Source organism: Kluyvera sp. 142486 (assembly GCF_046569695.1).
Lineage (GTDB): Bacteria > Pseudomonadota > Gammaproteobacteria > Enterobacterales > Enterobacteriaceae > Kluyvera.
This window is the reverse complement of sequence record NZ_JBKHUI010000015.1, coordinates 100,903-121,331: the sequence shown is the minus strand read 5'-3', so window position 1 is coordinate 121,331 and position 20,429 is coordinate 100,903. Positions and strand designations below refer to the sequence as shown.

18 protein-coding genes are annotated in these 20,429 nt (G+C 53.1%); 5 read left to right on the top strand and 13 right to left on the bottom strand.

What is annotated here, in order from left to right; all coding sequences use genetic code 11:
• Nucleotides 1-106: 106 nt before the first annotated feature.
• From ACLGE8_RS16910 to cysD, 4 genes are read right to left on the bottom strand one after another with little or no spacing between them, the layout of a single operon-like run.
• Entirely contained in the window at nucleotides 107-433 is a 327-nt protein-coding gene (locus ACLGE8_RS16910; protein WP_185668014.1) for a DUF3561 family protein, read from the bottom strand.
• 43 nt (nucleotides 434-476) lie between these two features.
• Complete coding sequence (gene cysC / locus ACLGE8_RS16905; protein ID WP_411000025.1) at nucleotides 477-1,082, bottom strand: adenylyl-sulfate kinase; 606 nt, start codon at nucleotides 1,080-1,082, stop codon at nucleotides 477-479.
• Nucleotides 1,082-2,509 carry a sulfate adenylyltransferase subunit CysN gene (cysN, locus tag ACLGE8_RS16900; RefSeq protein WP_411000024.1) on the bottom strand — a complete coding sequence of 476 codons (1,428 nt, stop codon included), beginning with the start codon at nucleotides 2,507-2,509 and terminating at the stop codon, nucleotides 1,082-1,084. Before cysN ends, cysC begins: the two co-directional genes overlap by 1 nt.
• Before the next feature lie 9 nt (nucleotides 2,510-2,518).
• Nucleotides 2,519-3,427 carry a sulfate adenylyltransferase subunit CysD gene (gene cysD, locus ACLGE8_RS16895; RefSeq protein ID WP_015963247.1) on the bottom strand — a complete coding sequence of 303 codons (909 nt, stop codon included), beginning with the start codon at nucleotides 3,425-3,427 and terminating at the stop codon, nucleotides 2,519-2,521.
• Between the two features lie 330 nt (nucleotides 3,428-3,757).
• Here cysD and ACLGE8_RS16890 point away from each other — a divergent pair, with 330 nt between their 5' ends.
• On the top strand, nucleotides 3,758-4,804 hold the full coding sequence (locus ACLGE8_RS16890) for an aminopeptidase (RefSeq protein ID WP_411000023.1): 1,047 nt from the start codon (nucleotides 3,758-3,760) through the stop codon (nucleotides 4,802-4,804).
• Between the two features lie 131 nt (nucleotides 4,805-4,935).
• Here the strand turns inward: ACLGE8_RS16890 and ACLGE8_RS16885 are convergent, their stop codons facing one another.
• The 6 genes from ACLGE8_RS16885 to cysJ form a co-directional block, all read right to left on the bottom strand.
• Nucleotides 4,936-5,427 (bottom strand): Hcp family type VI secretion system effector, encoded by a 492-nt coding sequence (locus ACLGE8_RS16885; RefSeq protein ID WP_411000021.1) that lies wholly within the window; start codon nucleotides 5,425-5,427, stop codon nucleotides 4,936-4,938.
• 2 nt (nucleotides 5,428-5,429) lie between these two features.
• Nucleotides 5,430-5,693, bottom strand: a complete 264-nt coding sequence (locus tag ACLGE8_RS16880) for a hypothetical protein (protein WP_411000020.1) — start codon at nucleotides 5,691-5,693, stop codon at nucleotides 5,430-5,432.
• The gene (locus tag ACLGE8_RS16875; RefSeq protein ID WP_411000019.1) at nucleotides 5,671-6,189 is read right to left on the bottom strand and encodes a DUF2778 domain-containing protein; all 519 of its coding nucleotides are present in this window, start codon (nucleotides 6,187-6,189) and stop codon (nucleotides 5,671-5,673) included. Before ACLGE8_RS16875 ends, ACLGE8_RS16880 begins: the two co-directional genes overlap by 23 nt.
• Nucleotides 6,190-6,849: 660 nt before the next feature.
• Nucleotides 6,850-7,584 (bottom strand): phosphoadenosine phosphosulfate reductase, encoded by a 735-nt coding sequence (gene cysH / locus ACLGE8_RS16870; protein WP_411000018.1) that lies wholly within the window; start codon nucleotides 7,582-7,584, stop codon nucleotides 6,850-6,852.
• A gap of 122 nt (nucleotides 7,585-7,706) precedes the next feature.
• Entirely contained in the window at nucleotides 7,707-9,419 is a 1,713-nt protein-coding gene (gene cysI / locus ACLGE8_RS16865) for an assimilatory sulfite reductase (NADPH) hemoprotein subunit (RefSeq protein ID WP_411000017.1), read from the bottom strand.
• Nucleotides 9,419-11,221 (bottom strand): NADPH-dependent assimilatory sulfite reductase flavoprotein subunit, encoded by a 1,803-nt coding sequence (gene cysJ / locus ACLGE8_RS16860; protein ID WP_411000016.1) that lies wholly within the window; start codon nucleotides 11,219-11,221, stop codon nucleotides 9,419-9,421. The genes cysI and cysJ overlap by 1 nt, the downstream gene beginning before the upstream one ends.
• Nucleotides 11,222-11,526: 305 nt before the next feature.
• On the opposite strand from cysJ, the gene queD reads away from it, so the two are divergent.
• Together queD and agp are read left to right on the top strand one after the other, a co-directional pair.
• Complete coding sequence (gene queD / locus ACLGE8_RS16855) at nucleotides 11,527-11,892, top strand: 6-carboxytetrahydropterin synthase QueD (RefSeq protein ID WP_163446301.1); 366 nt, start codon at nucleotides 11,527-11,529, stop codon at nucleotides 11,890-11,892.
• A 166-nt stretch (nucleotides 11,893-12,058) separates the two neighbouring features.
• Nucleotides 12,059-13,300, top strand: a complete 1,242-nt coding sequence (agp, locus tag ACLGE8_RS16850; RefSeq protein ID WP_411000015.1) for a bifunctional glucose-1-phosphatase/inositol phosphatase — start codon at nucleotides 12,059-12,061, stop codon at nucleotides 13,298-13,300.
• Nucleotides 13,301-13,470: 170 nt separating this feature from the next.
• On the opposite strand, the gene queE is transcribed toward agp, so the two are convergent.
• Nucleotides 13,471-14,142 (bottom strand): 7-carboxy-7-deazaguanine synthase QueE, encoded by a 672-nt coding sequence (gene queE, locus ACLGE8_RS16845; protein WP_035892896.1) that lies wholly within the window; start codon nucleotides 14,140-14,142, stop codon nucleotides 13,471-13,473.
• A 292-nt stretch (nucleotides 14,143-14,434) separates the two neighbouring features.
• On the opposite strand from queE, the gene ACLGE8_RS16840 reads away from it, so the two are divergent.
• Nucleotides 14,435-15,772, top strand: coding sequence for a gluconate:H+ symporter (locus ACLGE8_RS16840; protein ID WP_411000014.1), 1,338 nt, complete (start codon nucleotides 14,435-14,437; stop codon nucleotides 15,770-15,772).
• A gap of 330 nt (nucleotides 15,773-16,102) precedes the next feature.
• Complete coding sequence (locus tag ACLGE8_RS16835; protein WP_411000013.1) at nucleotides 16,103-17,212, top strand: SDR family oxidoreductase; 1,110 nt, start codon at nucleotides 16,103-16,105, stop codon at nucleotides 17,210-17,212.
• Nucleotides 17,213-17,262: 50 nt separating this feature from the next.
• Here the strand turns inward: ACLGE8_RS16835 and eno are convergent, their stop codons facing one another.
• Both eno and pyrG read right to left on the bottom strand, forming a co-directional pair.
• The gene (gene eno / locus ACLGE8_RS16830; RefSeq protein WP_035892853.1) at nucleotides 17,263-18,561 is read right to left on the bottom strand and encodes a phosphopyruvate hydratase; all 1,299 of its coding nucleotides are present in this window, start codon (nucleotides 18,559-18,561) and stop codon (nucleotides 17,263-17,265) included.
• Between the two features lie 79 nt (nucleotides 18,562-18,640).
• Nucleotides 18,641-20,275 carry a glutamine hydrolyzing CTP synthase gene (gene pyrG, locus ACLGE8_RS16825; RefSeq protein ID WP_035892851.1) on the bottom strand — a complete coding sequence of 545 codons (1,635 nt, stop codon included), beginning with the start codon at nucleotides 20,273-20,275 and terminating at the stop codon, nucleotides 18,641-18,643.
• Nucleotides 20,276-20,429: the final 154 nt, after the last annotated feature.

The following is a 20,429-nucleotide window of genomic DNA, read 5'->3' as shown; positions in this document are numbered from 1 at the left end:
CAGCCACAGGCGATACCGCATATCGCTGGAAATGTACCATATTTCAAGCACAGAAAGGCACGTCTGGTCATCGCTCACGTCACGGGTAAGCGCTAATGCAGACGCATTAACTCATAAGCCACATGAATAGCAAACCACACAGAATAGCGACCGTTACCAGCGTTGCAACAATGGTGTAGCCGAGTTTGCCTTTCACTAATGAGTGAAAGGCAACACCAATAACCACCGCAACCGGCATCAGGGCGAGGAAGAAAGGCCAGGTGTACAAAAAGAAGAACAGCGTATTATTGCCGTAATGCAGGTAGGGAATACCCAGCGCCATCAACCACGCGACAAAGCCAACAAAAGCCCCTGACAAAGACCATGTGGTCTCATCATAGGTAGGGGCGAGTGACTCGGATTCGGCCACGTTGATGTTCTGAGTATTGCGCATAAATAATCCTGTTAGGCCGGAGCCAACAAACTCCGGCACGTTTTCAGGATCTGATAATATCGCTCTGCTTGAGTAGATCTAATAATTGCGCAACCAAATTTGTTACTAATTGTTCACCATCAAGGCGGATTGCAGGCTGCTCGGGAGATTCATATGATGAATCAATTCCGGTGAAATTCCGCAGTTCGCCGGCACGCGCTTTTTTGTAGAGCCCTTTCGGATCGCGCGCTTCACAGGTCGCCAGTGACGTATCGACAAACACTTCAAAAAAGCGGTCATCGCCGACGCGCTCGCGCACCATCTGACGCTCCGCCCGGTGCGGTGAAATAAACGCGGTCAATACCACCAGCCCGGCGTCCACCATCAGCTTCGCCACTTCACCCACGCGACGAATATTTTCTTTACGGTCTTCGTCGGTAAAGCCTAAATCGTTACACAAACCGTGGCGCACGTTATCGCCATCCAGCAGATAGGTGCTGACGCCGATTTGATGCAGCGCCTCTTCCAGCGCCCCGGCCACCGTGGATTTCCCCGAGCCCGAAAGCCCGGTGAACCACAGCACAACCCCACGATGACCGTGGAGCTCCTCACGCTGCTGCGCGGTGACGGGATGGGCATGCCAGACGACGTTTTCGTCATGCTGAGCCATTACTTGCCTCCCAGCAGATCGCGCGCACCCCAGTGTGGGAAGTGTTTACGCACCAGCGCATTCAGCTCCAGCTCGAAGGCGCTGAATTCAGAGGTGGTCACGGCATCCTGGGTATTTGGCTCGCGCACCATACCGGCACCCACGGTGACGTTGGTTAAGCGGTCGATAAAGATCAGGCCGCCGGTCACCGGGTTTTCCTGATATTTGTCGAGCACCAGCGGTTCGTCAAAGGTCAGGTCTACAAGGCCGATGCCGTTCAGCGGCAGCGTATCCACTTCACGCTGGGTCAGGTTGTTGATATCCACCTGGTACTGAATGCCATCGACGCGGGCACGGGTTTTCTTGCCGGCGACTTTGATGTCGTAGCTCTGCCCTGCCGCCAGCGGCTGTTCGGCCATCCATACCACGTCAACGGCGGCACGCTGTACCGACGGCAGCGCATCCTGCGCGTCCAGCAGCAGATCGCCGCGGCTGATGTCGATTTCATCTTTCAGCACCAGCGTCACCGCTTCACCGGCGTAGGCTTCCGGCAGGTCGCCATCAAAAGTGACGATACGGGCAACGGTGGACTCCACGCCTGATGGCAGCACTTTAATGCGCTGGCCGACCTTCACGCTGCCCGAAGCAACGGTGCCGGAGAAGCCGCGGAAGTCGAGGTTCGGACGGTTAACGTACTGCACCGGGAAGCGCATTGGCTGGGTGTCCACCGTACGGCGGATCTCCACGGTTTCCAGTACTTCCAGCAGCGTCGGGCCGCTGTACCATGCAATGTTGTCGCTGCTGCTGGCCACGTTATCGCCTTCCAGCGCAGACAGCGGCACAAAGCGAATATCCAGGTTCCCCGGCAGTTGTTCAGCGAAGGTCAGGTACTCTTCGCGAATGCGGTTAAAGGTCTCTTCGCTGTAGTCGACGAGATCCATTTTGTTGACAGCCACCACCAGGTGTTTGATCCCAAGCAACGTCGAGATAAAGCTGTGACGGCGGGTTTGATCGAGCACACCTTTACGGGCATCGATCAGCAGGATCGCCAGGTCGCAGGTGGACGCACCGGTCGCCATGTTGCGGGTGTACTGCTCGTGCCCCGGGGTGTCGGCAATAATAAATTTGCGCTTCTCGGTGGAGAAGTAGCGATATGCCACGTCGATGGTAATACCCTGCTCGCGCTCGGCCTGCAGGCCGTCCACCAGCAGCGCCAGGTCAAGTTTTTCGCCCTGGGTACCGTGACGTTTGCTGTCATTATGCAGCGATGAAAGCTGGTCTTCATAAATCTGACGAGTGTCGTGCAGCAGGCGGCCAATCAGCGTACTTTTGCCGTCATCCACGCTGCCGCAGGTCAGGAAGCGCAGCAGGCTTTTGTGCTGCTGGGCGTGCAGATACGCTTCCACGCCGCCTTCATCAGCGATTTGTTGTGCAATAGTGGTGTTCATGGCGGCTCCTTAGAAATAACCCTGACGTTTTTTAAGCTCCATGGAGCCAGCCTGGTCGCGGTCAATCACGCGGCCCTGACGTTCACTGGTGGTCGAGACCAGCATCTCTTCGATAATTTCCGGCAGCGTCTGCGCGTCGGACTCTACCGCGCCGGTCAGCGGCCAGCATCCCAGGGTACGGAAGCGCACCATCCGTTTTTTGATCACTTCACCCGGTTGGAGATCGATACGGTCGTCATCGATCATCATCAGCATACCGTCGCGCTCCAGCACCGGGCGCTCGGCGGCCAGGTACAGCGGAACGATCTCGATATTTTCCAGGTAGATGTACTGCCAGATATCCAGCTCGGTCCAGTTGGAGAGCGGGAAGACGCGGATGCTTTCGCCTTTGTTAATCTGGCCGTTGTAGTTGTGCCACAGCTCCGGGCGCTGGTTTTTTGGGTCCCAGCGGTGGAAGCGGTCGCGGAAGGAGTAGATACGCTCTTTCGCGCGAGACTTCTCTTCGTCACGGCGCGCGCCGCCGAACGCGGCATCAAAGCCGTATTTGTTCAGCGCCTGCTTCAGCCCTTCGGTTTTCATGATGTCGGTATGTTTAGCGCTGCCATGCACGAATGGGTTAATCCCCATCGCCACCCCTTCCGGGTTTTTATGCACCAGCAGTTCGCAGCCGTAGGCCTTCGCGGTACGGTCACGGAATTCGTACATTTCACGGAATTTCCAGCCGGTATCAACGTGCAGCAGCGGGAACGGTAGCGTACCAGGATAAAACGCTTTGCGCGCCAGGTGCAGCATTACGCTGGAATCTTTACCGATGGAGTACATCATCACCGGATTAGCGAATTCGGCGGCCACCTCACGGATGATATGGATGCTTTCCGCCTCCAGTTGCCGCAGGTGAGTAAGTCGTTTTTGGTCCATAACCGTTCCTTAAGCCTGATTCATTGCACGTCTGTTGTGTTGATGCCGGATTGTGTCGTGTCGTCGGGCGCTTTTTTTGTTGTTGCGGGTGTCGTGCTACAACTCGCTAACAATCAGCAATAGAGGGACTATAGGGGGTGGTTTAGACCAAATGAAATTACGAAAAGGAATGAGTTGTTACTCAAAGGAATAACGAGCTGAAAAAGCAAATATCAAAAAGTGCTTAACGCCCGCTATTTCCGGCATTTAGGAGGTTTTGAAATTGTGTAATCCCCTTCACGGTTTCATACTACTCGCGACTATTTTTTTGCATCGTTGTAAGGACTTCCTATGTTCTCCGCACTGCGCCACTGTCTGACAGCCATGGCGCTCGGCGTCTGTACCCTTCTTCCCGCACAGGCGGCCACCACGCCTATGGGAACCATTGCTAATACGCAAGCTCGCTATATCGCCACCTATTTCCCTGGCCGCATTACCGGTACACCGGCCGAAATGCTCTCCGCTGACTACATTCGCCAGCAGTTCGCGCAAATGGGCTACCAGAGCGATATTCGCACCTTTAATAGCCGCTATATCTATACGACGAAAGATAATCATAAAAACTGGCACAACGTGGTCGGCAGCACGGTGATTGCCGCTCATGAAGGGAAGTTGCCGCAGCAGATTATCGTGATGGCGCATCTCGACACCTACGCGCCGCATAGCGACAGCGACGTAGAAAAAAATCTCGGCGGCCTGACGCTGCAGGGGATCGACGATAACGCGCTGGGCTTAGGCGTGATGCTGGAGCTGGCTGAGCGCTTTAAAGGCATTCCGACCCAGTACGGCATTCGCTTTATCGCCACCAGCGGCGAAGAAGAAGGCAAGCTCGGCGCAGAGAACCTTCTCAAGCGCATGAGCAGCGCGGAGAAGAAAAATACCCTGCTGGTTATCAACCTCGATAACCTGGTGGTTGGCGATAAAATCTATTTTAACAGCGGCGTGAAAACGCCTGCTTCGGTGCGCAAACTGACCCGTGACCGGGCGCTAACCATCGCGCACAGCCGCGGTATTGCGGCGGCCACCAACCCCGGCCTGAACGCAGAATATCCGCAGGGAACCGGCTGCTGCAATGATGCGGAGATTTTCGATAAAGCTGGGATTCCGGTGCTGTCCGTTGAGGCAACCAACTGGTCGCTCGGTAAAAAAGATGGCTACCAGCAGCGGGCAAAAAGCGCGAGCTTCCCGGATGGCACCAGTTGGCACAATGCCCATATCGACAATCAGCAGTATCTCGATAAAGCGCTGCCGGGGCGGATTGAGCGCCGTAGCCGTGAAGTGGTGCGGGTGATGATGCCGCTGATGCGTGAGCTGGCGAAGGCGAAAACGCGCAGCTGATACCATCAAGGTCAGGCGTCTTGCTTGACCTTTTTTCACATTGCACCGTGGGGCATTCTGTTATCAATGACATTATCCCCGCTGGCGCGGGGAACACTTTCGGTTATGCGCTCATGTCGGTAGTCATTTATTTAGGCCGTCTTGCGCTCATTCCAGGCATCAGTAAATTGAATATTTCCATCGTGAATTTTCCATGTGATTTTTTCATACTGCAAACTGACGCTTTCGACGTGGTTCATTTTATCATTTGCAGCAAGTTTACAGTTAGGCACACCACAATTCACGCCCGTAATTTTCACATTTTCCATCAGTACAGAATAATAAGCGACTTCCTGCCCAGCATCATTAATACGATAAAACTTGATTTCCGCACTGTTAAGCGTCTGACCAGTTGCAGCCGCTTTATAAAGATAAGGTGTGGAGCTATCAACTTCCTTTTCAATCATCATGGATGAATGCTGACGCGTGCCAGTAATCTTACCATTCGCATTATCAATAGGTAAGTTAATGCCATGGCTCAACCCGATGACTTCAATACTTCCATCACGGTCCTGAACGTCCACAGAACCTTTAATGTCTGAGCCGCCATCATCTTTAAGCCACATATATGGAGGGATAGGCATATCTACTTGCTCCTTATTTTTCTGATTAACTTCATTGTTATGAGATAAATGACCGCTGTTATCGCAACTACTGAGACAATATCGATATAGAAATAAGCGTCATACATTGATTCAGCATTGACATCACCACTGATCAGTTGAGCTATTCTGCTTGCTAAATCGTAATTGATGAAGATTTCAGGATTGCCAGATATCCGAGCAACGGCAAACATAACAAGCACAAATAAAACTATTTTTGCAACTCTACGAGCAAGTGTTCGAGCCATTGGCTACCACCTCAACCCAGCCACGGGCTGTAAGCAATCGCATGCACGGAACTTGTATAGGAGATGTGTTTAACAGAGCATTTCTAATGGTGGCAAAGTCTGGGTTATGAGCAATTGTTATACATCCTTCAGATAATGTGCCGGGGTGAAGCCGGAACAAACCACGGTGAACGTCGTTAATCCAGGTGCCGTCGTCAATGCCCCAATCATCCTTATACAACGCAAACCATTCGTCGCGCCCAAACTCTGCGCCGTGGAACGCCCTGTTCCAGGTGTCCTGAGTACCCGCTTTTACCTTTGAGAAGAAACCGCCAGCTCCACGCTCAACGATCCAGTACTTGCCTGGAGGTAACGGGCCATCTCCTTTCACAGCACCACACGCACCTTTATTCCGATAAATACCGTTACCAGAAAACGCCATAAATACGCCCACACCGTACAAATTGAATGGTACGTAATCTGCCCCATTCAATATCAACTTTCCTTGTAGAGCCATATAAAATCCTTTAAACCACATAAGTATTTGTACGTTAATCGTGCACCTATGTACTGAAAAAACATACCGTTAGCGCAGGATGTTTTCCGTTACAAATTAAGGAATACATATGGCGCTGAGAAATAACGATTTAGGCGATGCTTTTTTCTTTTTTACTGAGCGGGGTTGCAAACATTGCGGACCCAGATGAGCCATCCACAAGAGAAATAAGAGAGTCCCTTTTTTTACCTATCGATTGTCTAAAAAGCAGTTCAACCCGTTGAATTCTGTTTACCAAAAAATGTCTGACTGCGCCAGAGTTGCTCTGGTACTACCATCGTCGCCAGGAATATCCAGCACATTCTGGCGACGTATCCCCGCTGGCACGATGAACACGGTTCATCAATAGGCTTAAAACACCTGCATCATCCCTCTTTTTAAAACCAGACACAATGCAAAAAAAACACATTTTCATACTGTTTTTAGCATCATTATATTATAAATGAACAATTCAGCTATTGAGCATCAATAATAGTAATGAATAGACAAAAATATAATTTAAATATATTTAAAAAAAGGAGAGAGGAATAATAAAACTATATATAAATAATATTATTTAATCGTCAGCAATTCCAGTGAATGGCTTTACTGACGATTGGTTATCCATGCGACGCCGAAAACTTATCCTTCGTGCAGCCCGCACTCACGCTTAAGCCCAAAGAAGCGCGTCTCTTCTTCCGCCATGCCCGGTTCCCATTTGCGAGTGGTGTGCGTATCGCCCACTGACAGATAGCCCTGATCCCACAGCGGATGGTACTTCAGGCCATGTTTTTGCAGGTACTGGTAAACCGTACGGTTGTCCCAGTCGATGATTGGCAGCACTTTAAAGACCCCACGCTGAATCGCCAGCACCGGCAGCGTAGCACGACTGCCTGACTGCTCGCGGCGCAGACCGGCAAACCAGGTTTGCGCGTTAAGGTCGGTAAGCGCCCGGTTCATCGGCTCAACTTTGTTGATGTCATTGTATTTCTCAATGCCTTCAACGCCCTGCTCCCACAGCTTACCGTAGCGCGCTTCCTGCCAGGCCGCGCTCTCTTTCGCTCGGTAGACCTGCAGGTTGAGTTTGAGTTTGTCCGTTAACTCATCGATAAACTGGTAGGTTTCCGGGAACAGATAGCCGGTATCGGTGAGGATCACCGGGATATCCGGGCGAATCTGGTTCACCAGATGCAGGCTTACCGCCGCCTGAATACCAAAGCTTGAGGAGAGGACATATTCACCGGGCAGGTTTTCCAGCGCCCATGCCACGCGCTCCTCGGCGCTCAGTTTTTCCAGTTGGGCGTTGGTTTCTGCTAGCGCCAGCACACGATCCACTTTTGGCAATTCGTTAAGCGCGCTTAAAGACAGTACGGACATAGCAACCTCGTTTGTGGGTTTCCCCTCACCCCGGCCCTCTCCCCAAAGGGGCGAGGGAGAAAACTGAACGGTTCCCCTCTCCCTTATGGGGAGAGGGTTAGGGTGGGGGGGGGGAAACGGTGTTATTCCCAGAAATCACGCGCTGGATCGAGCACCGGGCGAATGATGCCCGCACGCACCGTAAAGTCGCCGAAGCCTTCACCCGCTTCGCGCTCTTTCGCCCAGCGCCCAACCAGTTCGTCTACGGAAGCGAGAATTTCCGTTTCCGTAATGTTTTCGCGATACATACGCGGAATGCGCGTCCCCATGCGGTTACCGCCCAGATGCACGTTGTAGCGACCCGGCGCTTTACCCACCAGCCCCAGTTCGGCCAGCATCGCACGGCCACAGCCGTTCGGGCAGCCGGTCACGCGCATCACGATGTGTTCTTCAGGAATACCGTGTTTTTCCAGAATATCTTCCACTTTGTCAGTGAACGACGGCAGGAAACGTTCGGCTTCCGCCATCGCCAGCGGACAGGTCGGGAACGACACGCAGGCCATGGAGTTTTCACGCTGCGGCTTCACCGCATTCATCAGCCCATGATCGCGCGCCAGCTTCTCTACCTTCGCCTTCTGACTTTCCGGCACGCCGGCGATGATTAGGTTCTGGTTGGCGGTGATACGGAAATCGCCTTTATGGATCTTCGCGATCTCCAGCAGCCCGGTTTTCAGCGGACGCCCCGGATAATCGAGGATACGGCCGTTTTCGATAAACAGCGTCAGGTGCCAGTTATCGTCGATCCCTTTCACCCAACCAATGCGATCGCCACGTCCGGTGAACTCGTAAGGACGGATCGGCTCAAATTTGATCCCCGCGCGACGCTCAACCTCTTCCTTAAAGGCGTCGATACCGACGCGCTCAAGGGTGTATTTGGTTTTGGCATTTTTACGGTCGGTACGGTTACCCCAGTCACGCTGAGTCGTCACCACCGCTTCCGCTACTGCCAGCGTGTGCTCAAGCGGCAGATAGCCGAATTCGCTTGCCGTACGAGCGTAGGTTTTCTTGTTGCCGTGCTCGATGGACAGACCGCCACCGACCAGCAGGTTGAAGCCCACCAGCTTGCCGTTTTCGGCAATTGCCACGAAGTTCATGTCGTTGGCGTGCAGATCGATATCGTTCTGCGGCGGGATCACCACGGTGGTTTTAAACTTACGCGGCAGGTAGGTTGAACCGAGGATCGGCTCTTCGTCCGTCGTCGCCACTTTTTCCTGATCGAGCCAGATCTCAGCATAGGCGCGGGTGCGCGGCAGCAGATGCTCAGAAATTTTCTTCGCCCACTCGTAGGCTTCGGCGTGCAGCTCTGACTCATACGGGTTAGAGGTGCACAGCACGTTACGGTTCATGTCGTTGGCGGTCGCCAGCGCATCGAGCCCGACGGAGTGCAGCATCTGGTGAACCGGCTTCACGTTCTTCTTCAGAATGCCGTGGAACTGGAAGGTCTGACGGTTAGTCAAACGGATGCTGCCGTAAATGGTGTTATCAGCGGCGAATTTATCGATGGCCTTCCACTGCGTTGTGGTGATCACCCCGCCCGGCAGACGGCAGCGCAGCAGCATCGCATGACGCGGCTCCAGCTTCTGCTCGGCGCGTTCGGCGCGAATGTCACGGTCATCCTGCTGGTACATGCCGTGGAAGCGGATCAGCAGGAAGTTATCGCCATGGAAGCCGCCGGTCAGACCGTCATTCAGATCTTCCGCGATGGTGCCGCGCAGGAAATTACTTTCACGCTTCATGCGCTCGGCGTCAGTCAGTTTGCCTTCGACCACTAAAGGCCCTGGGTATTTTTCGCTCATTAGTAGACATCTCGCTGATAACGGCGCTCAACGCGCAGCTCACTTAAAAATTCATCCGCCGATTCGATGTCCATTGCACCAAATTCAGCAATCACTTCCAGCAATGCCTGCTCAACGTCTTTCGCCATGCGATTGGCGTCGCCGCAGACATAAATGTGGGCACCGTCATTGATCCAGCGCCACAGTTCCGCGCCCTGTTCGCGCAGTTTGTCTTGTACGTAGATTTTTTCTTTTTGGTCACGTGACCAGGCCATATCGATACGGCTCAGCACGCCTTCTTTCACGTAACGCTGCCATTCCACCTGATAGAGGAAATCCTCGGTGAAGTGCGGGTTACCGAAGAACAGCCAGTTCTTGCCTTCAGCGCCATCGGCCGCGCGCTGCTGCATAAAGGCGCGGAACGGAGCGATACCGGTGCCTGGGCCAATCATAATGACCGGCGTCTGCGGGTTAGCCGGCAGGCGGAAGTTATCGTTATGTTCGATGAATACGCGGACTTCGCCCTCTTCTTCCACGCGGTCGGCGAGGAAGCTGGAGGCACCACCGGCACGCGCGCGGCCTTCAATCTCGTAGCGCACAACGCCCAGCGTCACATGCACTTCGCTCTCGACTTCCGCTTGCGAAGAGGCAATGGAGTAGAGGCGCGGTGTTAACGGACGCAGCAGGCCAATCAGCGCCTCGGCATCCAGTTGAGCAGGAGAGAAGCGCACCATGTCGACAATCGGCGTGGTCGCCGCGTACTGCTGCAGTTGCGCTTTATCGCCCACCAGCGGCAGCAGAGATTCGCTGCGGGTCAGCGTGGCGTAGTTTTCCACGATATTGGCGGTATTGACCGTCAACTCGAAGTGCCACTGCAGCGCGTCGGCCAGCGGCAGCGTTTTACCGTCAACCGTGACCGGCTCATCGCCCTTCAGCCACAGCAGTTCAACCAGTTCTTTGACCAGCTCTGGGTCGTTCTGATACCAGACGCCCAGCGCGTCGCCCGGCTGGTAGCGCAGGCCGGAGTCGCCGAGATCGATTTCGATATGGCGAACGTCTTTTTCTGAATCGCGGCCGGTGATTTTCTGGTTCACCGCAAGCGTTGCCGTTAATGGCGCTTCTTTGGTGTACGGGCTGGAGTGAATATCATTCACCGCACCGCTCGCCGCCGCCTGAACGGATGGCGCAGCAGGCGCACGCGCTTTCAGCACCTCAACCAGACGTGCACGCCATTCGGCGGCGGCAGCCTGGTATTCCACGTCGGCATCCACGCGGTCGAGCAGGCGTTCACCGCCAAGCTCAGCCAGCTTGCTGTCAAAATCTTTACCAGCCTGGCAGAAGAATTCATAGGAAGTGTCGCCCAGCCCCAGGACCGCAAAGGCGGTATCGGTGAGCTTCGGCGCTTTCTTCGAGAACAGGAACTTATGCAGCGCCACGGCTTCTTCCGGCGCTTCCCCTTCACCCTGTGTAGACGCTACAACAACCAACAGCTTTTCTGACGCGATTTGTTTGAATTTATAATCCCCGGCGTTGACCAGGTTCACGTTCAGTTTGGCGGCCAGCAGGTCGTCACGCAGCGCTTCCGCCACGCGGCGGGCGTTGCCCGTCTGCGACGCAGAGATAAGCGTAATACTCGGGACTTCAGCGGCGACCGGTGCGGCAGCCACTGCGCCCGCGCCAGGCTGCTGATTAAGCACGCCCCAAAAATAGCCGGAAACCCAGGCAAGCTGGGTTGGTGATAAATCGGTCGTGGCCGCCTGAAGGCGTGCCATCTGCTCCGGGTTTAGCGGGAGCAACGCTGAAGGGGGGGACTGTGTTGTCATGCGTCGTTATGTTCCAGTAGCAAAGCTGATTTCTAATCAGGAAAAACAGAACTGAATGTAAGGTTAACGACGTCGATAATAACAATTAAAGAAGTGATAGAAATATCAAATAACCAAATGGACTAACCTGTTTTACTGGTAGTTAATAGCAATAAAACAGGTTGAATAACTTATTGATATAATTAGATAATAATCATAAAAGAGATTAATACTTGTACTCGTCGCCTATTTGGCCGTTTTAGTTAATGCAGAAAAATGTGCATTCGGGTACTATGCGGCGTTTTTTTCCGCAAGACTGAGAGTTCATGATGTCCACCACACTGTTTAAAGATTTCACCTTCGAAGCCGCCCACCATCTGCCGCACGTGCCAGAAGGACACAAATGCGGTCGCCTGCACGGCCACTCGTTTATGGTGCGTCTTGAGATCACCGGTGAAGTCGATCCTCATACCGGTTGGATCATGGATTTTGCCGAACTGAAAGCGGCATTCAAGCCAACCTACGATCGTCTGGATCACTACTACCTGAACGATATTCCGGGCCTCGAAAACCCAACCAGCGAAGTGCTGTCCCGCTGGATCTGGGAACAGGTAAAACCGGTCGTTCCACTGCTTAGCGCAGTCATGGTTAAAGAAACCTGCACGGCGGGCTGCGTTTATCGCGGCGAGTAAGTACGCCTGCAAGCGGGGAGTCGATTCACGTCTCCCCCGTTTTCCTCTTCTGCTACCCCTATCACATTAATTTCCCTGATCTTTCAGAATGCGGCCTCCGCCCAGGAAAAATGACGAAGTTCTGTCACACTCATTGGGTTGGTTAATACATTGTGAGGAATAAGGGATGAAGAAAACGCTTCTCGCCGCAGCGATGCCGGCACTGTTATTGTTCTCAGGACTGAGTCAGGCGCAGACCCCACCCGAAGGCTATCAGCTTCAGCAGGTGCTGATGATGAGCCGCCATAACCTACGTGCACCATTAGCCACTAACGGTAGCGTGCTCGAACAGTCAACGCCGAACGCCTGGCCTGAGTGGGACGTCCCTGGCGGCCAACTGACCACCAAAGGCGGCGTGCTCGAAGTCTATATGGGCCACTATATGCGTGAGTGGCTGGCGCAGCAGGGCATGGTCACCAGCGGTGAATGCCCGGCGCCAGACACGGTATACGCTTACGCCAACAGCCTGCAGCGCACCGTCGCTACCGCACAGTTCTTTATTAACGGCGCCTTTCCTGGCTGCGACGTCGTGGTTCACCACCAGCAAAAAATGGGCACTATGGACCCCACGTTCAACCCGGTGATCACCGACGACTCTGCCCAATTCCGCGAGCAAGCGGTTCAGGCGATGGAGAAAGCGCGCCAGGCTAAACAGCTCGACGAGAGCTACAAGCTGCTGTCACAGATTGCCCGCTATCAGGATTCGCCATCCTGCAAAGAGAAGCAGCAGTGCTCGCTGACCGAAGCGAAAGACAGCTTTAGCGCCAACGACCAGAAAGAGCCAGGCGTTAAGGGGCCGCTGGCGATTGGTAACTCGCTGGTCGATGCATTTACGCTGCAATATTATGAAGGGTTCCCGCTGGACCAGGTGGCCTGGGGTGAAATCAAAACTGACCAGCAGTGGCGTCTGCTTTCACAGCTGAAAAACAGCTACCAGGACAGCCTGTTCACCTCACCGGAAGTGGCGCGCAACGTAGCTAAACCGCTGGTGAAATATATTGATAATGCGCTGGTGACCGAGGCGGCAAAAACGCCAAAAATCACCGTGCTGGTTGGGCACGACTCAAATATTGCGTCGCTGCTGACGGCGCTTGATTTTGACGCCTACACGCTGCCAGGGCAGTACGAGCGCACGCCGATCGGCGGGAAAATTGTGTTCCAGCGCTGGCATGATACGAAAGCGAATCGAGAGTTGATGAAAATTGAGTATGTCTATCAGAGCGCGGATCAGCTGCGTAACGCCGATGTGCTGACGCTGAAGACACCGCCACAGCGCGTCACGCTGTCGCTGAAAGGGTGTCCGGTGGATGCCAACGGTTTCTGCCCGATGGATACCTTCTCGAAGGTAATGAACGACGCAGCGAAATAACGCTTAACGTAGCCCGGCCGAGCGAAGCGACGCCGGGAATTCCCCGGAATCGGCGCGACGAATATCATCATCGGTTGTAGGCCGGATAAGGCAACGCCGCATCCGGCGGCGTACACCAGGTTTGCCTGATGGCGCTGCGCTTATCAGGCCTACGCTGGCTGCGAGTCTTATCAGGCAATATTCAGATATTTGTGCGTCTGCATCGATAGGCGCCAGTTACGCGCAATGCAGGTTTCAATGCACAGGCGGGTGGCATCATCTTTCTGGCTGATTGGCTGCAGCGCAATGATGCGCGGTTTGTCATCGCTCAGCGTTTCCAGCAGTTCATCCAGCGCTTCGATATCGCGCACGCGCCCTACCGGATGCTTGATTTCATCGGCACGTTCCAGCGCCTGCGACAGCACGTCATAGCCACCGCGCATGTTCACCTTCGGCGACACGGTCACCCAGGTACCCGGCGTGCAGCGCACTTCATGGGTACCGCTGGTTTCAATCTGGCAGCTGTAGCCGTTTTGCTCGAGCAGCGCCGTGAGTGGCGTTAAATCATGGATGCAGGGTTCACCACCGGTGATCACCACGTGGCGCGCGGTCCACCCCTGGCGGCCAATAATCGCCAGCAGGTCCTCGCTGCTCGCCGCCCCCCATTTGTCGCTCTCTTTGGTTTTTGCCAGGATACTGAACAGCGAAACTTCCCGATCGCTAAGCTTTTCCCAGGTATGCTTAGTATCACACCAGGCACAGCCTACCGGGCATCCCTGTAAACGAATAAAAATGGCGGGGACGCCAGTAAAATAACCTTCACCCTGCAGGGTCTGGAACATCTCATTAATCGGGTACTGCATCATCAACTCTTCAGTAGTGGTAAACCGTTATTATTGCATACTTCGCGCCAACTATCCCTCGCACTTCTTGCGCAACCGTCTCAGGGCATCTTATCTGAAGGCTGCCGCACTATTTTCTGTGATGAGTCAGCCTATTTTTATGAAATTAACAATTTGATTACACCGATATTTTGTCTCGGTTCACCGTTTAGCATGTTGCTATGTCAATCAAATTGGTATGACACATTTGTATAGGTACTATCCTGCGCTGGCTACATATCATACCAATTATAAATTTTGACAAGGAAAATGGATGAACGCGTTTGCTGAAGCCTTGCCGGTGATCTGGGTCGCCCTGGGCGTTGTGCTGCTACTTATTCTCAATATGAAATTTAAGATCAATGGCATGTTGGCTCTGCTGCTGGCGGCTATTTTTGTCGGTATCTGCGAAGGTCTACCGCTGGAAGCGATCGGCAAGTCGATCGAGGCTGGCGTGGGGAGCACTCTGGGGCATCTGGCGCTGATCATTCTGTTCGGGGCGATCCTCGGTAAGCTGATGGTGGACTCCGGTGCCGCACAGCGCGTCTCTTCGACGCTGCTCAATAGTTTTGGACCGAAGAAAGTCCAGTGGGCCATTATGGTTATCGGGCTTATCTTCGGCCTGGCCATGTTCTATGAAGTCGCCTTCCTGATCCTGGCTCCGCTGGTTATCAGTATCGCACGCGAAGCAAAAATCCCGTTCCTGAAGCTCGGCATCACCATGGTCGCGGCAGCCACCACCGCGCACAGCCTGTTCCCGCCACAGCCGGGGCCAACGGCGTTGGTCGCCGCGTTCCACGCCGATATGGGGATGGTCTATATCTATGGGATTATCGTCGCAATTCCAACGGTGATTTGCTCCGGTATTCTGCTGCCAAAGCTGCTGGGCAACCTTGAACGCCCTATCCCGCAGTTGCTGGAATCACAAAAAGTTTTCCGCGATGACGAAATGCCGTCGTTTACGACCAGCCTGCTGGTTCCACTGATCCCGGCGATTATCATTACCGGCGTCACCATCATTAAGCTGTTTATTCCGGCCAACACCGGAATTACCTCGTTCCTGAATTTTATCGGCAGCGCACAGGTCAGCATGTTGATAGCGGTTCTGGTTGCACTCTACGCCTTTGGCACCGCACGCGGTAAATCGATGACCGAGGTGATGAGTTCCTATTCGACGGCTATAGAAAAAGTGGCGCTGGTCGTCTTTATCATCGGCGCTGGCGGCGCGTTCAAGCAAATCATCATGGATACCGGCGTGGGTGATTACATCGCCGATATGATGCGCACCTCTTCGGTCTCACCGTTGATTATGGCGTGGTTTATCACCGTGCTGCTGCGTCTGGCAACCGGCGCGGGCACCGTCTCGGCCATTACCGCAGCGGGCATTGTCGGGCCAATGATTACTACTTTTAATGTTGACCCGGCGCTAATGGTGTTGGCGACCGCTTCAGGAAGCAACACGCTGACCCACGTCAACGATGCCGCCTTCTGGTTATTCAAAGAGTATTTTGGACTGTCGATTAAAGACACCTTTAAAACCTGGGGTCTTTTAGAATTAACTAACTCCGTTGTCGGTCTGTTAATTGTATTATTACTCGATTTGATTATCTAAATTTTTTATCTAGTAAATAACCCATAGCTTAGCCCGCTATGGGTTATTTATACTTTTTCAACAACCCATTTATGATGTAACAAAAAATGTTATATTTTACAGTTAAGAAATAAACCACTAGCATCATAAAACCCATTAAAAACAGATAGATAAGTGCAATTTTGAAATTTATTGAATCTTTTTAAATATCAAATTGTCCAATCTAATCCGCACCAGCTCGTAAGCTTAAAATAAGCTTAAGACCGTCCTTTACTTCCCCATTATTTATTTAATCGCCGTTTACTTTTCCGATCCTAGAATCCGCAAACCAAACATGACGAGACAGTATTAATGAATACATTATTAATCACGGGCGTTACCGGTTTTCTGGGCGGGGCAGCACTAGAAGCAATCCTCAATAGCCACAGCGGCGTTAATTTACTGCTTTTAGTTCGCGCGAATAACGATGAAGCCGCTGTCACCAGGGTTAAGGAGAACTTACGTAAATTCAATATTGAGGAGAAGAAGCTCGCGCAGATTACCTCACAGAATATCCTGCTCGGCGATCTCGCTTCACCGGAGGGTTTCCTCGCTGATGCGCGCCTGGATAGCGTGACTCACGTGCTGAACTGCGCCGCCGTGGCTTCTTTTGGCAGTAATCCGCTTATCTGGAAGGTGAACGTCGAAGGCACATTGCAGTTTGCGCACCGCATGGCTCAGGTAGAAGGTTTACAGCGCTTCCTGCACGTCGGTACGGCAATGTCCTGCTCGCCAGAGCCGGATTCTCTGGTCGCTGAAAGCGCAGAATTCCGTGAGCGCGCAGAGCATCTGGTGGAGTATACGCACTCCAAATCCACCATCGAACAGTTGATGCAGCAGCAACTCCCGACGCTGCCGCTGGTCATTGCCCGCCCTTCTATCGTCGTGGGCCACACTCATCACGGCTGCCAACCTTCCAGCAGCATTTTCTGGGTTTTTAGCATGGGGTTGATGTTGCAAAAATTCATGTGCTCTATGGAAGACCGCATCGACGTGATTCCGGTGGACTACTGCGCCAGCGCGCTGCTAATGCTGCTGACAGCAACGGTCGCTCAGGGAGAAGTAGTGCATATTTCGGCCGGTGAAGAGAACAGCGTCCGCTTTGCCGATATCGACAACGCGATGGCTTCCGCCCTGGAGCAAGCGCCGGTCGGCGATAAGTACGCCCAGGTAAGCTACGAAACGCTGGTCAAAATGCGCCGCGAGCTGAAAACCATTTTCGGCCCGTGCAACGAACGGCTGATGTTGAAGGCAATGCGCCTGTACGGGGCCTTCGCCACGCTGAACGTGCGCTTTAGTAACGACAAACTGCTGAGTATGGGGATGCCAAAGCCGCCGCGCTTTACTGACTATATTGACCGTTGCGTACAGACCACCCGTGGGCTGACCATCCCGCAGCAGATGGCGGTCGATTTTAAGTAAAAAAAATGCCAGCCCGAGGGCTGGCATTTTTATATCAGAAAAAGTCGGGCTTATGCCTGACCTTTGATCTCTTTACGACCGTTGTACGGAGCCTGTTCACCCAGAGCTTCTTCGATACGAATCAGCTGGTTGTACTTAGCAACGCGGTCAGAACGGCTCATAGAACCAGTTTTGATCTGGCCTGCAGCGGTACCAACAGCCAGGTCAGCGATGGTAGCGTCTTCAGTTTCGCCAGAACGGTGAGAGATGACAGCAGTGTAGCCAGCGTCTTTCGCCATTTTGATCGCAGCCAGAGTTTCGGTCAGGGAACCGATCTGGTTGAATTTGATCAGGATGGAGTTAACGATGCCTTTTTCGATGCCTTCTTTCAGGATCTTGGTGTTGGTTACGAACAGATCGTCACCAACCAGCTGGATTTTGTCGCCCAGTACTTTGGTCTGGTATGCGAAACCAGCCCAGTCAGATTCGTCCAGACCATCTTCGATGGAGACGATTGGGTACTGTTTGGTCAGTTCTTCCAGGAAGTGAGTGAATTCTTCGGAGGTGAATGCTTTGTTGCCTTCGCCAGCCAGAACGTATTTACCGTCTTTGTAGAATTCAGAAGCTGCACAGTCCATCGCCAGGGTGATGTCTTTGCCCAGCTCGTAGCCAGCTGCTTTAACCGCTTCAGCGATAACAGCCAGAGCTTCAGCGTTGGAACCCAGGTTAGGAGCGTAGCCGCCTTCGTCACCAACTGCAGTGTTCATACCTTTAGCTTTCAGAACTTTAGCCAGGTTATGGAACACTTCGGAACCCATACGTACGGCTTCTTTCAGGGATTTCGCGCCAACTGGCTGAATCATGAATTCCTGAATGTCGACGTTGTTGTCAGCGTGCTCGCCGCCGTTGATGATGTTCATCATCGGAACTGGCATGGAGTATTTGCCTGGGGTGCCGTTCAGTTCAGCGATGTGAGCGTACAGTGGCAGACCTTTAGCAGCAGCTGCTGCTTTGGCGTTCGCCAGAGATACGGCCAGGATTGCGTTCGCGCCGAAGTTGGATTTGTTCTCAGTACCGTCCAGATCGATCATGATCTTGTCGATGCCAGCCTGATCTTTAGCATCTTTACCCAGCAGAGCCTGAGCGATTGGGCCGTTTACAGCGCCAACTGCTTTCAGTACGCCTTTACCCATGAAGCGAGATTTGTCGCCATCGCGCAGTTCCAGCGCTTCGCGGGAACCAGTAGAAGCACCTGACGGAGCTGCTGCCATACCAACGAAACCACCTTCCAGGTGAACTTCTGCTTCAACAGTCGGGTTACCACGGGAGTCGATGATTTCACGACCGATGATTTTAACGATTTTGGACATTAGGTTTTCCTCAGTACAAGTTAAACTAAAACTCCAGACAAACAACGCCCCTCGTGGGGCGTTGCCGTTCTAACTTTTCTTACTTCTGACGCTTCTGGTACTCGCTCGCGGCTTTCACGAAGCCAGCAAACAGCGGGTGCCCATCACGCGGCGTGGAAGTAAACTCCGGATGGAACTGACAAGCAACGAACCACGGGTGATTCGGAACTTCGATGATCTCGACCAACTGATCATCCCCGGAACGGCCCGCAACGCGCAGACCTGCAGCTTCAATCGGTTTCAACAACATGTTGTTGACTTCATAGCGGTGACGGTGACGCTCAACGATAGTTGGCTCGCCGTACATCTGGCGGACCAGGCTGTCATCGCTAAGCTGGCACTGCTGTGCGCCAAGGCGCATTGTGCCGCCGAGATCGCTCTTTTCAGTACGAACTTCGACATTGCCATCTTCATCACGCCATTCGGTAATGAGCGCCACAACCGGGTACTTACAGTCTGGCACAAATTCCGTAGAGTTGGCGTTTTCCATGCCTGCAACGTTACGCGCGAATTCGATCAGCGCAACCTGCATACCCAGGCAGATGCCCAGATAAGGAATTTTGTTTTCACGCGCATAGCGTGCGGTAGCGATTTTACCTTCAACACCACGGTAGCCGAAGCCGCCAGGGATCAGGATAGCATCCAAATCTTTCAGAATTTCGACGCCGCGCGTTTCCACATCCTGCGAATCAATCAGCTTGATGTTGACGGTTACGCGGTTTTTCAGGCCACCGTGTTTCAGCGCTTCAATCACCGATTTATAGGCATCTGGCAGTTCAATGTACTTGCCGACCATACCAATCGTGACTTCGCCTGCCGGGTTCGCTTCTTCGAAGATAACCTGTTCCCATTCGGCCAGGTTTGCTTCCGGACAGTTCAAGCTGAATCGTTTACAAATATAATCATCCAGCCCCTGAGATTTCAACAGGCCTGGAATTTTATAAATGGAATCGACGTCTTTCATTGAAATAACGGCTTTTTCTGGCACGTTACAGAACAATGCAATTTTTGCACGTTCGTTGGCCGGAACCGCGCGATCGGAACGACAGATCAGAATATCTGGCTGAATACCGATGGACAGCAGCTCTTTCACGGAGTGCTGAGTCGGTTTGGTTTTGACTTCGCCGGCGGCTGCCATATATGGCACCAGAGTCAGGTGCATGAACAGCGCGTTTTCACGACCGATATCCACGGCCAGCTGGCGAATTGCTTCCAGGAATGGCAGGGATTCGATATCACCGACGGTACCGCCGATTTCAACCAGCACCACATCATGACCTTCGCCACCGGCGAGGACGCGTTCTTTAATAGCGTTAGTGATGTGTGGGATAACCTGCACGGTTGCGCCCAGATAGTCGCCACGGCGCTCTTTGCGCAGGACATCTGAGTAGATACGGCCGGTAGTGAAGTTGTTGCGGCGAGTCATTTTGGTGCGAATGAAGCGCTCATAGTGACCCAGGTCCAGGTCGGTTTCAGCGCCGTCTTCGGTAACGAACACTTCCCCGTGTTGGATCGGGCTCATGGTGCCAGGATCGACGTTAATATACGGATCCAGTTTCATCATGGTCACGTTGAGGCCACGGGCTTCAAGAATGGCTGCCAGGGATGCTGCGGCAATGCCTTTACCCAGAGAGGATACGACCCCGCCGGTCACAAAAATATAGTTCGTTGTCATGCTGGACCTGAGAAGTTAGGGTGAAACGATGGAATAACCAAGACGGGAAAGTAGTATACCCGAACATGGCGAGCGCCACAAACTTTCATTCTCGCTCCTCAATCGCCGCAGAAACAAACATGGGGAGTGAGAAAATAGCCCCTTTGGGGTAAAA

Excerpts from the sequence above, each read along its gene's own strand:
- cysH (WP_411000018.1), bottom strand. The coding sequence starts at position 7,584 with ATGTCCGTACTGTCTTTAAGCGCGCTTAACGAATTGCCAAAAGTGGAT.
- agp (WP_411000015.1), top strand. The coding sequence starts at position 12,059 with ATGAAGAAAACGCTTCTCGCCGCAGCGATGCCGGCACTGTTATTGTTC.
- pyrG (WP_035892851.1), bottom strand. The coding sequence starts at position 20,275 with ATGACAACGAACTATATTTTTGTGACCGGCGGGGTCGTATCCTCTCTG.
- cysJ (WP_411000016.1), bottom strand. The coding sequence starts at position 11,221 with ATGACAACACAGTCCCCCCCTTCAGCGTTGCTCCCGCTAAACCCGGAG.
- ACLGE8_RS16875 (WP_411000019.1), bottom strand. The coding sequence starts at position 6,189 with ATGGCTCTACAAGGAAAGTTGATATTGAATGGGGCAGATTACGTACCA.
- cysC (WP_411000025.1), bottom strand. The coding sequence starts at position 1,082 with ATGGCTCAGCATGACGAAAACGTCGTCTGGCATGCCCATCCCGTCACC.
- ACLGE8_RS16835 (WP_411000013.1), top strand. The coding sequence starts at position 16,103 with ATGAATACATTATTAATCACGGGCGTTACCGGTTTTCTGGGCGGGGCA.
- eno (WP_035892853.1), bottom strand. The coding sequence starts at position 18,561 with ATGTCCAAAATCGTTAAAATCATCGGTCGTGAAATCATCGACTCCCGT.
- ACLGE8_RS16890 (WP_411000023.1), top strand. The coding sequence starts at position 3,758 with ATGTTCTCCGCACTGCGCCACTGTCTGACAGCCATGGCGCTCGGCGTC.
- cysD (WP_015963247.1), bottom strand. The coding sequence starts at position 3,427 with ATGGACCAAAAACGACTTACTCACCTGCGGCAACTGGAGGCGGAAAGC.
- ACLGE8_RS16885 (WP_411000021.1), bottom strand. The coding sequence starts at position 5,427 with ATGCCTATCCCTCCATATATGTGGCTTAAAGATGATGGCGGCTCAGAC.
- ACLGE8_RS16910 (WP_185668014.1), bottom strand. The coding sequence starts at position 433 with ATGCGCAATACTCAGAACATCAACGTGGCCGAATCCGAGTCACTCGCC.
- queE (WP_035892896.1), bottom strand. The coding sequence starts at position 14,142 with ATGCAGTACCCGATTAATGAGATGTTCCAGACCCTGCAGGGTGAAGGT.
- cysN (WP_411000024.1), bottom strand. The coding sequence starts at position 2,509 with ATGAACACCACTATTGCACAACAAATCGCTGATGAAGGCGGCGTGGAA.
- queD (WP_163446301.1), top strand. The coding sequence starts at position 11,527 with ATGATGTCCACCACACTGTTTAAAGATTTCACCTTCGAAGCCGCCCAC.
- cysI (WP_411000017.1), bottom strand. The coding sequence starts at position 9,419 with ATGAGCGAAAAATACCCAGGGCCTTTAGTGGTCGAAGGCAAACTGACT.
- ACLGE8_RS16880 (WP_411000020.1), bottom strand. The coding sequence starts at position 5,693 with ATGGCTCGAACACTTGCTCGTAGAGTTGCAAAAATAGTTTTATTTGTG.
- ACLGE8_RS16840 (WP_411000014.1), top strand. The coding sequence starts at position 14,435 with ATGAACGCGTTTGCTGAAGCCTTGCCGGTGATCTGGGTCGCCCTGGGC.